Origin of the sequence: Pseudomonas sp. A214 (genome assembly GCF_900156295.1) — a bacterium.
GTDB classification, from domain to species: domain Bacteria; phylum Pseudomonadota; class Gammaproteobacteria; order Pseudomonadales; family Pseudomonadaceae; genus Aquipseudomonas; species Aquipseudomonas rhizophila.
In genome coordinates this window covers 1,260,244-1,272,260 of sequence record NZ_LT707062.1, presented here as the reverse complement: position 1 = coordinate 1,272,260, position 12,017 = coordinate 1,260,244, and the positions used below count along the sequence as shown (strand labels likewise).

The 12,017-nt window shown below is 61.0% G+C and carries 11 protein-coding genes; 9 read left to right on the top strand and 2 right to left on the bottom strand.

What is annotated here, in order from left to right; translation table 11 throughout:
- Positions 1–71 precede the first annotated feature (71 nt).
- From BW979_RS05745 to BW979_RS05725, 5 genes are all read left to right on the top strand, one after another.
- Positions 72–959, top strand: a complete 888-nt coding sequence (locus BW979_RS05745; protein WP_076383396.1) for a 3-keto-5-aminohexanoate cleavage protein — start codon at positions 72–74, stop codon at positions 957–959.
- Positions 960–1,102: 143 nt separating this feature from the next.
- A complete protein-coding gene (locus tag BW979_RS05740; protein ID WP_047230373.1) occupies positions 1,103–2,068 on the top strand; it encodes an L-carnitine dehydrogenase in 966 nt (321 codons plus the stop codon).
- Between the two features lie 163 nt (positions 2,069–2,231).
- Positions 2,232–2,708, top strand: a complete 477-nt coding sequence (locus BW979_RS05735) for a thioesterase family protein (RefSeq protein WP_076383395.1) — start codon at positions 2,232–2,234, stop codon at positions 2,706–2,708.
- A 20-nt stretch (positions 2,709–2,728) separates the two neighbouring features.
- A complete protein-coding gene (locus tag BW979_RS05730) occupies positions 2,729–3,892 on the top strand; it encodes a gamma-butyrobetaine dioxygenase (protein WP_076383394.1) in 1,164 nt (387 codons plus the stop codon).
- A gap of 379 nt (positions 3,893–4,271) precedes the next feature.
- Positions 4,272–4,535 carry a hypothetical protein gene (locus BW979_RS05725; RefSeq protein ID WP_047230370.1) on the top strand — a complete coding sequence of 88 codons (264 nt, stop codon included), beginning with the start codon at positions 4,272–4,274 and terminating at the stop codon, positions 4,533–4,535.
- A gap of 96 nt (positions 4,536–4,631) precedes the next feature.
- On the opposite strand, the gene BW979_RS05720 is transcribed toward BW979_RS05725, so the two are convergent.
- Entirely contained in the window at positions 4,632–5,735 is a 1,104-nt protein-coding gene (locus tag BW979_RS05720) for a GlxA family transcriptional regulator (protein ID WP_047230369.1), read from the bottom strand.
- A gap of 447 nt (positions 5,736–6,182) precedes the next feature.
- On the bottom strand, positions 6,183–7,559 hold the full coding sequence (locus BW979_RS05715) for an L-serine ammonia-lyase (protein ID WP_047230368.1): 1,377 nt from the start codon (positions 7,557–7,559) through the stop codon (positions 6,183–6,185).
- A gap of 422 nt (positions 7,560–7,981) precedes the next feature.
- On the opposite strand from BW979_RS05715, the gene BW979_RS05710 reads away from it, so the two are divergent.
- From BW979_RS05710 to betI, 4 genes are all read left to right on the top strand, one after another.
- Positions 7,982–8,929 carry a choline ABC transporter substrate-binding protein gene (locus BW979_RS05710; protein WP_047230367.1) on the top strand — a complete coding sequence of 316 codons (948 nt, stop codon included), beginning with the start codon at positions 7,982–7,984 and terminating at the stop codon, positions 8,927–8,929.
- A gap of 66 nt (positions 8,930–8,995) precedes the next feature.
- Positions 8,996–9,841 carry a choline ABC transporter permease subunit gene (gene choW / locus BW979_RS05705; protein WP_047230366.1) on the top strand — a complete coding sequence of 282 codons (846 nt, stop codon included), beginning with the start codon at positions 8,996–8,998 and terminating at the stop codon, positions 9,839–9,841.
- Positions 9,838–11,016: a choline ABC transporter ATP-binding protein gene (choV, locus tag BW979_RS05700; RefSeq protein WP_047230365.1), complete on the top strand. Its 1,179-nt coding sequence runs from the start codon at positions 9,838–9,840 to the stop codon at positions 11,014–11,016. The genes choW and choV overlap by 4 nt, the downstream gene beginning before the upstream one ends.
- A gap of 310 nt (positions 11,017–11,326) precedes the next feature.
- Positions 11,327–11,947 (top strand): transcriptional regulator BetI, encoded by a 621-nt coding sequence (betI, locus tag BW979_RS05695; protein WP_047230364.1) that lies wholly within the window; start codon positions 11,327–11,329, stop codon positions 11,945–11,947.
- The last annotated feature ends 70 nt before the right edge of the window (positions 11,948–12,017 follow it).

The window sequence follows — 12,017 nt, the reverse complement described above, 5'->3', positions numbered from 1 at the left end:
CAAACGCCATCCATCTGCGCAGCGCCAATCGGCTGCGCAGTGACTCATCACGCCTGTAAGGAACCTGCACCATGAACCACGACGTCATCATCACCTGCGCACTCACCGGTGCTGGCGACACGACCGCCAAAAGCCCACACGTGCCGGTCACCCCGAAACAGATCGCCGCAGCCGCCGTCGAGGCCGCCAAGGCCGGCGCCACGGTGGTCCACTGTCACGTTCGCGATCCGCAGACCGGCAAGTTCAGCCGTGACGTGGCGTTGTACCGCGAAGTGATGGAGCGCATCCGAGAGGCGGACGTGGACATCATCGTCAACCTCACCGCCGGCATGGGCGGCGATCTGGAGATCGGCGGCGGCGAAAATCCCATGGAGTTCGGCCCCAATACCGACCTGGTGGGCCCGCTGACCCGCCTGGCCCACGTCGAGGAGTTGCTGCCGGAAATCTGCACTCTGGATTGCGGCACCCTGAACTTCGGCGACGGCGACACCATTTATGTTTCCACCCCGGCGCAACTGCGGGCCGGGGCCAAGCGCATCACCGAACTGGGGGTCAAGGCCGAGCTGGAGATCTTCGACACCGGCCACCTGTGGTTCGCCAAGCAGATGATCAAGGAAGGCCTGTTGGACAACCCTCTGTTCCAGCTTTGCCTGGGCATCCCGTGGGGAGCGCCGGCCGACACCACCACCATGAAAGCCATGGTCGACAACTTGCCGGCGGACGCCGTGTGGGCCGGCTTCGGCATCGGCCGCATGCAAATGCCGATGGCGGCCCAGGCGGTGCTGCTGGGGGGCAACGTGCGGGTCGGCCTGGAAGACAACCTGTGGCTGGACAAAGGCGTGCTCGCCACCAATGGCCAACTGGTGGAACGCGCCAGCGAAATCCTCAGCCGCCTCGGCGCGCGCGTGCTCACGCCGGCGGAGGGGCGCAAGAAGATGGGTCTGACCACCCGCGGCTAAACCCAACCGACACCTTCCCCTGTGGGAGCGAGCCTGCTCGCGATAGCGGTGAAACAGGCGACTGATGTGCCGACTGACACAGCGCCATCGCGAGCAGGCTCGCTCCCACATTTAGATCAGCGAACCCTTTTCAGGAAATCACCATGAGCTTTATCACCGACATCAAGACCTTCGCCGCCCTGGGCAGCGGTGTTATCGGCAGCGGCTGGGTCAGTCGCGCCCTGGCCCATGGCCTGGACGTCGTGGCCTGGGACCCGGCGCCGGGTGCCGAGGCAGCGCTGCGCAAACGCGTGGCCAACGCTTGGGGCGCACTGGAGAAACAAGGCCTGGCACCCGGTGCCTCCCAGGATCGGCTGCGCTTTGTCGCGACCATCGAAGAATGCGTGCGCGACGCCGATTTCATCCAGGAAAGCGCCCCCGAGCGCCTGGAGCTGAAGCTCGAGCTGCACGGCCAGATCAGCGCCGCCGCCAAGCCCAATGCGCTGATTGGTTCCAGCACATCGGGACTGCTGCCAAGCGAGTTCTATGAAGGTTCCACCCACCCGGAACGCTGCGTGGTCGGGCACCCGTTCAACCCGGTCTACCTGTTGCCGCTGGTGGAAGTCGTCGGCGGCAAAAACACCGCGCCCGAAGCGGTGCAAGCGGCGATGAAAGTCTACGAATCCCTCGGCATGCGCCCACTGCATGTACGCAAGGAAGTGCCCGGTTTCATTGCCGACCGGTTGCTCGAAGCGCTTTGGCGCGAAGCCCTGCACCTGGTCAACGACGGTGTGGCTACCACCGGCGAAATCGACGATGCCATCCGTTTTGGCGCCGGCTTGCGCTGGTCGTTCATGGGCACGTTCCTGACTTACACACTGGCCGGTGGCGATGCCGGAATGCGCCATTTCATGGCTCAATTCGGCCCTGCGTTGCAGTTGCCGTGGACCTACCTGCCGGCGCCGGAGCTGACCGACAAGCTGATCGACGATGTGGTGGACGGCACGAGCGAGCAACTGGGCAGCCGCAGCATCTCGGCCCTGGAGCGCTATCGTGATGATTGCCTGCTGGCAGTGCTGGAAGCGGTGAAGACCACCAAAGAAAAGCATGGGATGGCCTTCAGCGAGTAAACCTTGGTTTTTTGGATCAGCAGGTCTGGCCCCATCGCGAGCAGGCTCGCTCCCACAGGATTTGAGGTGTGAATGCGATCTGTCTCACCCAGAAGTTCATTGTGGGAGCGAGCCTGCTCGCGATAACGCCAGCCCAGTCACCACAACTGTCGGAACCAGAAACATGCCCACCCTCACCACCTACCAAACCCGCATCCTCCCCGAATGGGTCGATTACAACGGCCATCTGCGCGATGCCTTTTACCTGTTGATCTTCAGCTACGCGACCGACGCACTGATGGATCACCTGGGCATGGACAGCCAGAACCGCGAAGCCAGCGGCCACTCGCTGTTCACCCTCGAACTGCACTTGAACTACCTGCACGAAGTGAAGCTCGACGCCCAGGTCGAGGTGCGTACACAGATCATCGGCCACGACGCCAAACGCCTGCATCTCTACCACAGCCTGCACCTGGTCGGCGGCGATAAGGAACTGGCCGGAAACGAGCAGATGCTGCTGCACGTCGACCTGGCTGGCCCGCGCTCGGCGCCCTTCACGGAACAGACCCTGGGCAAGCTCAAAGCCCTGCTCACGGAGCAATCCGACCTGTCGCCGCCGGCCTATATCGGCCGGGTCATCGCATTGCCGCCGGCCCGATAAAACCCGAACAGGAGATCGCCATGAACACCGCCGCCGCTTTTGCCGACTTCCGCCGTTATCCCCTGATCTGTGCATTGACCGCAGTGACGCCCTTGACCGACCGGGTGCAGGTCACCTGGGCCGACGGTCGGATCAGCCCCTTCCATCATCAGTGGCTGCGGGACAACTGCCCCTGCCCACAGTGCGTCTACACCGTGACCCGCGAGCAGGTGCTGGAAATCGTCGATGTACCTGAAGACCTGGCCCCCCGTGCGACCCGTCTCGACAGTGAAGGCTGCCTGTGCGTGGATTGGCAGGACGGCCACCAAAGCCGTTTCGACCCAGGCTGGCTGCGTGCCCATGCCTACGATGATCAGTCCAGGGCTGAACGCCTGGCGAGCAAGCCCAAGCGCCAGCTCTGGCGGCACGACCTGCAACTGCCGGTGTTTGATTACCAGGCGCTGATGGACGACACCGATACGTTGTTGCAATGGTTGCTGGCGGTGCGCGACATCGGCCTGACCCAGGTGCGCGGCGTACCCACCGAACCCGGCTCGCTGAAACTGATCGCCCAGCAGATTTCGTTCATCCGCCAGAGCAACTTCGGCGTGCTGTTCAACGTGCAATCCAAGGCCGATGCCGACAGTAACGCCTACACCGCTTTCAACCTGCCACTGCACAGCGACCTACCCACCCGGGAGCTGCAACCAGGATTACAGTTTCTGCATTGCCTGGTGAATGACGCCGACGGCGGCGAGAGCCTATTTGTCGACGGTTTCGCCATCGCCGAGGCGCTGCGCCAGGAAGACCCCGAGGCCTTTGCCGCGCTGTGTGAAATCCCGGTGGAGTTTCGCAACAAGGACCGCCACAGTGCTTACCGCTGCCTGGCGCCCATTATCGCGCTGGATGCCCTGGGACAGGTCTCGGAGATCCGCATGGCGAACTTTCTGCGCGGGCCGTTCGACACCTCGGTCGAGCAGATGCCCAGGCTGTATCGCGCCTACCGCCGCTTCATAGCGCTGACTCGCGAGCCGCAGTTCCGCCTGATGCAAAGGCTTGAACCCGGCCAACTGTGGTGTTTCGACAACCGCCGTACCCTGCACGCCCGCAATGCCTTCGACCCGGCCACCGGAGCTCGACATTTCCAAGGGTGCTATGTGGATCGCGATGAGTTGCTGTCGAAGATTCTGGTGTTGCAACGGTAGACCGCGTCATCGTTCATCGCGAGCAGGCTCGCTCCCACAGACCTTGTGCACGACACAGAGCCCCTGTGGGAGCGAGCCTGCTCGCGATAGCGGTCTGTCCAACACCCCATCACCCTCTGATTCACCCAGGCAAAAAAATCCCCGATCAAGCCGTGACTGGATCGGGGCAGTTGCGTTACTGGAGGAGCTGTTGCGCGAGGGTGACCAAACCGTCGTGATTCAGCTTGGGGCCAGTGTGCCCAGTCCAGGCCTGGGCAAGTTAGCCGAAAACGACGCCCCCATAGTCATTCATGACATCGCGACCATTTGCCCTTGCCGCCGCTTCGGCCGGCTACCAGAATCGAGTCACGACCCCAATCCCTGAACAAGGAAAAGCGTCATGATGTACGCCGATTTGATCGACCAGGAAGACCTGCTGGGCCAGCTCAAGGCCCTGGGGCTGCAAATACCCAGCGGCTCCACCGCCGAACAGGCCTGCGAGTGTGCGGTGCGCGGGCTGGACACGGCCCGCGCCAATGAACTGCGCAAGATGGTCAAGGACATGTACATCAGCGGCGCCACCATCCTGCCCGCCGTGCGCCGGGCGATTGATCTGCAGCTGCTGCCGGCTTTGGCGGAGTATCAGAAAAACCAGAACGTCTGAAAAACCTATCGCGAGCAGGCTCGCTCCCACAGTGATTCGGTGTCGATCACAGAACTTGTGGGAGCGAGCCTGCTCGCGATTGACGGCGCCTCGGTCTTAAAGCCTCACACTGGCAAACGTCGACTCATTACGTGCCTGGCTCAACGCTGACAACGGGCCAGACAATGGCGACAGCACCAGCGCCTGTGGCAGCGGCATCATCGCCACCTGCTGCGCGGTGTTGGAGCCGACGCGCTCGTCGCGCGGTGGAATGCCGAAGTATTCGCGGTAGCACTTGGAGAAGTGCGGCGTGGAGACGAAACCGCACACCGACGCCACTTCGATGATCGACATCGGCGTCTGCTTGAGCAGTTGCCGCGCCCGGATCAGCCGCAGCTTGAGGTAATAGCGCGACGGCGAGCAATGCAGGTATTTCTGGAACAAGCGCTCCAACTGGCGCCGGGAGACGGCGACGTACACCGCCAGTTCGTCCAGGTCGATCGGCTCTTCGAGATTGGCTTCCATCAGCGCGACGATTTCCTGCAACTTCGGCTGATTGGTGCCCAGCATGTGCTTGAGTGGCACGCGCTGGTGATCCTGCTCGTTGCGAATGCGCTCATAGACAAACATTTCGGAGATCGCTGCCGACAACTCGCGGCCGTGATCGCGGCTGATCAGGTGCAGCATCATGTCCAGTGGCGCGGTGCCGCCGGAACTGGTGAAGCGGTTGCGGTCGAGGGTGAACAGACGGGTGCTCATCGATACCCGCGGAAAGGCTTCCTGCATCGCCGCCAGACATTCCCAGTGCACACTGCAATCGAAGCCATCCAGCAGACCCGCGCAGGCCAAGGCCCAACTGCCGGTGCAGACCGCGCCGAGGCGCCGGGACTGACGGGCCTGGCTCTGCAGCCATGACACGTGTTCACGGGTGACGGTGCGCTGAATGCCCACGCCGCCACACACAATGACGGTGTCGATGGGCGGCGCTTTGTGCATGGCCGCGTCCGGCGTGATTTGCAAGCCATCACTGGCCCAGACCTGGCCGCCATCAACAGTGAGGGTGGTCCAGCGATACAGCTCACGACCGGACAGCTGGTTGGCCATGCGCAGCGGCTCCACCGCGGACGCCAGGGAAATGAGCGTGAAATTGTCCAGCAGCAAAAAGCCGATGGATTGAGGCGCACGGTTCTGGGGTTGGGCCCCTGAGTTGGACGTCGTCATCGCGGTATCTCCTCACACAAAGCAAGTGATGGCCTCAGGCGGAGGCTCTTTTTATTGGTTGTTGCCCTCGGTCTCTACGCAAGAGACGGGCTTTGCATCGATAGAGCAATTGCCATGCCTAAATTGAATGCGTGTTCAATAAATCCTGAAAACGACATTGCGGCCAGTCTAAATAAGGCACGCAATGAGTGTGGGTTATAGGTGCCATCAGGGGCGGCAGGCACCCGCCACCGTTGGCCGTGAGCAGAACGGTAGCACTTGTGGGAACTGGGCTGCGCCACCTGCGCAACCGGTATCACCACAGGTGCGAATGACGAACGGTCGAGGGACGAACAGCGGTGGGTCCGACAAACGCTGTCATGTCTGTTTGCGACGCGCTAAAAGGTGGCGCGTTTGTGGATCGGTGGGCATTTTGTGAGCGATATGCGATCGCCTCGGGCGAGGCGATCAGCACTCCACCGCACTGACCGCCAGTCCACCGCGCGATGTCTCTTTATATTTGTCATGCATGTCGGCGCCGGTATCGCGCATGGTGCGGATCACCCGGTCCAGAGAGATGAAGTGCTGGCCGTCTCCGCGCAGCGCCATCTGCGCGGCGTTGATGGCTTTCACCGCGGCTATCGCGTTGCGCTCGATACACGGCACCTGTACCAGGCCGCCCACCGGATCGCAGGTCAGGCCAAGGTTGTGCTCCAGGCCGATTTCCGCCGCGTTGCACAGTTGCTCAGGCGTCGCACCGAGGATCTCCGCCAGGCCGGCCGCCGCCATGGCGCAGGCCGAGCCCACCTCTCCTTGGCAACCGACTTCGGCACCGGAGATAGAGGCGTTCTTTTTACACAGGATGCCCACCGCCGCCGCGCCGAGGAAGTAATCCACGACGTTGGCATCGGTGACCGCTTCGCTGAATTTCATGAAGTAATGCAGCACCGCCGGAATGATCCCCGCCGCACCATTGGTCGGGGCCGTGACCATGCGCCCACCGGCGGCGTTTTCTTCATTGACCGCCAGGGCGAACAGGTTGACCCATTCCATGGCGCTGAGAGTCGAGCCGATGACATTGGGCTTGTTCAGCTCTTGCAGGCTGCGGTGCAGCTTGGCCGCTCGCCGGCGCACATTCAAACCGCCGGGCAAGATGCCCTCATGCTTGAGACCCTGCTCGACGCAATCCTGCATCGCCCGCCAGAGTTTCATCAGGCCGCTGCGGATCTCCTCCTCCGAGCGCCAGACCTTTTCGTTGGCCATCATGAGCTCGGCCACCCGAAGGTTGTGGGTGCTACACAACTGGAGCAGTTCTTCGGCACTGGAAAAATCGTAAGGCAGTTCAGTGACGTCCAGATCCACCACGCCGCTGGACGCCTGGGCCTGATCGACGACGAAGCCACCGCCGACTGAATAATAGGTGTCGCGGTGCAACTCGCCGTGGTCACCCTCGGCCACCAGCGTCATCGCGTTGGGGTGGAACGGCAGGTTTTCGTCGAGCAGGCGCATATCCCGGGACCAGACGAAAGGCACCGGCAGGCGACCGTCCAGCAGTAGGGTCTGGGTTTGGCGCAACAACTCGATGCGCGGGCCAATCTGCGACGGATCGATCGCGTCTGGCCACTCGCCCATCAAACCCATGATCACCGCGTTGTCACTGCCATGGCCGATGCCTGTTGCTGACAACGAGCCGAACAGCTGCACCTCGACCCGACGCACATCGCGCAGCAACGACTTCGCGCGCATCGCTTCAACGAACAACGCTGCAGCGCGCATGGGCCCCACGGTGTGGGAACTGGACGGGCCGATACCAATTTTGAACAGGTCGAACACGCTGATTGCCATTGCCGAGAACCTCCAGAACAGGCACATCCGGGCGCAGGAGCGCCCGGTGGCGGAGCTGCTACGCTCAACGCCGGGATGCCCGCATCATCCGGCTTTTGCCAGGGCGTTCGACGTCTGACACCGACGCAATCATGCCCACCGACGTCGCCCGCCCTTTGCCCCGGTTTTACGACGTTTTTTGCGTATCAGAGGCCAGCCAAGGGTGAAAAAAATCTGTAAACGACGTCACTGACACTGGATGCGACCCTCCCTGTACTGGATACGACGCACCCTGTAGGCGACAGATTTGCACTGGTACATGATCGGTTACGGCTCGTTTGCAAGGCCGCGTGTCGAAGAGTGCCCACGCGCCACCAACCGCAACCCCAATAAGCGCGGTGGTCCTGACCGGACACCGCCGATAAAACACCAGGAGTCCACCCATGAAAGGTTCCACGCCGTTGTTGTTGGCCGCCATGCTGAGTCTTCCGATGCTGGCCAACGCTGCTGAACCCGCGCAGTGCAGCACCGTCAACTTCTCCGATGTCGGCTGGACCGACATCACCGTGACCACCGCCACCACCAGCGTGGTACTTGAGGCCCTGGGCTACAAAACCAAGACCACCATGATTTCCGTACCGGTGACCTACAAGTCCCTGGCCGACGGCAAGAACATGGATGTGTTCCTCGGCAACTGGATGCCGACGATGGAAAACGACATCAAGGCCTACCGCGAAGCCGGCACCGTGGATACGGTGCGGGCCAACCTGGAGAACGCCAAGTACACCCTGGCGGTGCCCGAAGAGCTCTATAACAAAGGGCTGAAGGATTTCGCCGACATCGCCAAGTTCAAGAAGGAACTGGACGGCAAGATCTACGGCATCGAACCGGGTAACGACGGCAACCGCCTGATCCAGAGCATGATCGACAAGAATGCCTTCGGCCTGAAGGACGCCGGCTTCAAGATCGTCGAGTCCAGCGAAGCCGGCATGTTGTCACAGGTCGATCGCGCCGAGCGCCGCAGCACCGCCGTGGTGTTCCTGGGCTGGGAACCTCATCCGATGAACACCCGCTTCAAAATGAAGTACCTCACCGGTGGTGACGAGTACTTCGGTCCGAATTTCGGCCAGGCAACCATCTACACCAATACCCGCAAAGGCTACGTCCAGGAATGCAGCAACGTAGGTCAGTTGTTGAAAAACCTGACCTTCACCCTGGACATGGAAAGCACGCTGATGGGCAACGTGCTTGACGACAAGATGAAGCCTGACGCAGCCGCCAAGGCCTGGCTGAAGAAAAACCCACAGGTACTCGATACCTGGCTCGCTGGCGTGACCACCATTGACGGTAAACCCGGCCTGGAAGCCGTGAAAGCCAAGCTTGCGCAGTAATGCTTTTATGCCGGGCGGGTTCGCTCGTCCGGGCTGTTTATTCCTTGCATGCGGATGTTCACTACCATGCTGATTGATCAGAAAATACCCTTGGGCCAGTACATTGCGGGCTTTGTCGACTGGTTGACGCAACACGGCGCCAACACATTCGATGCCATCGCCTTGTCACTGGAAACGATGATTCACGGCGTGACGTTTGCGCTGACCTGGTTCAACCCGCTTGTCTTGATCGGCCTCATCGCTCTACTGGCGCATTTTATCCAGCGCAAGTGGGGCCTGACGGTCTTCGTTATCGCAGCCTTTCTGCTTATCCTGAACCTGGGTTACTGGCAGGAAACCATGGAAACCCTGGCCCAGGTGCTGTTCGCGACCCTGGTCTGTGTCTTGATCGGCGTGCCGCTGGGCATTGTTGCCGCGCACAAGCCGCTGTTCTACACCATGATGCGTCCGGTGCTCGATCTGATGCAGACCGTACCGACCTTCGTTTACCTCATTCCTACCCTGACCCTTTTCGGGCTGGGTGTGGTCCCCGGTCTGATCTCGACGGTGGTGTTCGCGATTGCCGCGCCCATCCGCTTGACCTACCTGGGTATCCGCGACGTTCCGGACGAACTGATGGACGCCGGCAAAGCCTTCGGCTGCTCCCGTCGCCAACTGCTGTCCCGTATCGAACTGCCCCATGCGATGCCCAGCATCGCGGCCGGTATCACCCAATGCATCATGCTGTCGTTGTCGATGGTGGTCATCGCCGCGCTGGTGGGTGCCGACGGCCTGGGCAAACCCGTGGTCAACGCACTGAACACCGCTGATATCGCCCTGGGCTTCGAAGCAGGCCTGGCGATCGTATTGCTGGCAATCATGCTCGACCGAATCTGCAAGCAACCCGACGCCAAAGTAGGGGGTGACGCATGAGCATAATCCGCTTCGAAGAGGTCGACGTGATCTTCTCCAAAGATCCACGTGAAGCCCTCAAGCTGCTCGACCAAGGCATGACACGCAACGAAATCCTGAAGAAAACCGGGCAAATCGTCGGTGTGGAAAAAGCCAGCCTGGACATTGAAAAAGGCGAAATCTGCGTACTGATGGGGCTTTCCGGCTCCGGTAAATCCAGCCTGCTGCGTTGCATCAACGGCTTGAACACCGTCAGTCGCGGGAAGTTGTTCGTCGAGCATGAAGGCCGGCAGATCGACATCGCCTCCTGCAGCCCGGCCGAACTGAAGATGATGCGCACCAAGCGCATTGCCATGGTGTTCCAGAAGTTCGCCCTGATGCCCTGGCTGACGGTGCGCGAAAACATCAGCTTCGGCCTGGAAATGCAGGGCCGGCCGGAAAAGGAACGCAAGAAGCTGGTGGATGAAAAACTTGAGCTGGTGGGCCTGACCCAGTGGCGCAACAAGAAACCGGACGAGTTGTCCGGCGGCATGCAGCAACGGGTCGGTCTGGCCCGCGCCCTGGCGATGGACGCCGATATCCTGCTGATGGACGAACCTTTCTCGGCCCTCGACCCACTGATCCGCCAGGGCTTGCAGGACGAATTGCTGGAATTGCAACGCAAACTGAGCAAGACCATCGTGTTCGTCAGCCATGACCTGGACGAAGCCTTGAAGCTGGGCAGCCGGATCGCGATCATGAAAGACGGCCGGATCATCCAGTACAGCAAGCCGGAAGAAATCGTGCTGAACCCGGCCGACGATTACGTGCGCACCTTCGTCGCCCACACCAACCCGCTCAACGTGCTCTGTGGCCGCAGCCTGATGCGCACCCTGGACAACTGCAAGCGCATCAACGGTTCGGTGTGCCTGGATCCGGGCGGCGACTCCTGGCTCGATCTGGCCGAAGGCAACACCATCAAGGGCGCCCGCCAGAACGGAGCGGTGCTGGACCTGCAAAACTGGGCCCCGGGCCAAGCCGTCGAAGGCCTGGGCCGTCGTCCGACCCTGGTGGACTCCAACATCGGCATGCGCGACGCGCTGCAGATTCGCTACCAGACCGGCAACAAGCTGGTACTTCACGATAACCAGCAGGTCGTCGGGATTCTTGGCGACAGTGAGCTGTACCACGCACTGCTCGGTAAAAACCTGGGCTAAGCGAAACCGACAAAAACGCCGCGAGACGATCGCGGCGTTTTTGTTTGGGTGATTCTGAACTGCTGACCAGCTTGACTTGGAATGCAAATCCCCTCACCACAACAGTATTCCAGCTATCAAGCGCATTTGGCCTACATGCCAACCGACGAGTGTTATAAAGACATCCCCAAAAGTCCTCGCCCCGGCAAATAGCGACGACTTGTCATAGAACTTATTTTTGTTGATTGAACGTTCAATCAAAACAAAATAGACTGGCCTTCATTCCGATAGACAACACTCATCCATCGGATGGCCTAAGGAGATGTACCAGATGCCCAAGGTCGGTATGCAACCCATCCGCCGCCAGCAATTGATCGAAGCCACTATGCAAGCGGTCGATCAGGTCGGGATGGGGGACGCCAGCATTGCGCTGATCGCCCGTTTGGCCGGTGTCTCCAACGGCATCATCAGCCACTACTTCAAGGACAAGAATGGCCTGATCGCGGCCACGGCCCAGTACCTGATGAGTGTCCTGAGCGAGAACGTCACTGCACGCCGTCAGGCGCTGGAGGACCCAAGCCCACGGGCTCACCTGCAGGTGATCATCGAAGGCAACTTCGACGCCAGCCAGGTCAATGGCCCGGCAATGAAAACCTGGTTGGCCTTTTGGGCCACCAGCATGCACCACCCGTCTTTGCACAGGTTGCAGCGGATCAACGATCACCGTCTGTATTCCAACCTGTGTTGCCAGTTCCGCCGCGTGTTGCCCCTCGATGAGGCACGTAGCGCGGCACGGGGCCTGGCCGCGTTGATTGACGGTTTGTGGCTGCGCGGGGCGCTGTCGGGAGACGCGTTCGATACCGCCCAGGCGCACCGGATCGCTTACGAATACATGGATTTCCAATTGGCCAAGGCAGGGGTAACAGAGCACACAGAACCGCTCGGCTCCTGAACCGCCACCGAACCGCGTAGTCAGCTGTAGACGACACGCCCCGGTGGTCAGCCAACCACTCATGCACTTG

Coding starts and splice junctions, on each gene's coding strand:
- BW979_RS05745 (WP_076383396.1), top strand. CDS start 72: ATGAACCACGACGTCATCATCACCTGCGCACTCACCGGTGCTGGCGAC.
- BW979_RS05740 (WP_047230373.1), top strand. CDS start 1,103: ATGAGCTTTATCACCGACATCAAGACCTTCGCCGCCCTGGGCAGCGGT.
- BW979_RS05735 (WP_076383395.1), top strand. CDS start 2,232: ATGCCCACCCTCACCACCTACCAAACCCGCATCCTCCCCGAATGGGTC.
- BW979_RS05730 (WP_076383394.1), top strand. CDS start 2,729: ATGAACACCGCCGCCGCTTTTGCCGACTTCCGCCGTTATCCCCTGATC.
- BW979_RS05725 (WP_047230370.1), top strand. CDS start 4,272: ATGATGTACGCCGATTTGATCGACCAGGAAGACCTGCTGGGCCAGCTC.
- BW979_RS05720 (WP_047230369.1), bottom strand. CDS start 5,735: ATGACGACGTCCAACTCAGGGGCCCAACCCCAGAACCGTGCGCCTCAA.
- BW979_RS05715 (WP_047230368.1), bottom strand. CDS start 7,559: ATGGCAATCAGCGTGTTCGACCTGTTCAAAATTGGTATCGGCCCGTCC.
- BW979_RS05710 (WP_047230367.1), top strand. CDS start 7,982: ATGAAAGGTTCCACGCCGTTGTTGTTGGCCGCCATGCTGAGTCTTCCG.
- choW (WP_047230366.1), top strand. CDS start 8,996: ATGCTGATTGATCAGAAAATACCCTTGGGCCAGTACATTGCGGGCTTT.
- choV (WP_047230365.1), top strand. CDS start 9,838: ATGAGCATAATCCGCTTCGAAGAGGTCGACGTGATCTTCTCCAAAGAT.
- betI (WP_047230364.1), top strand. CDS start 11,327: ATGCCCAAGGTCGGTATGCAACCCATCCGCCGCCAGCAATTGATCGAA.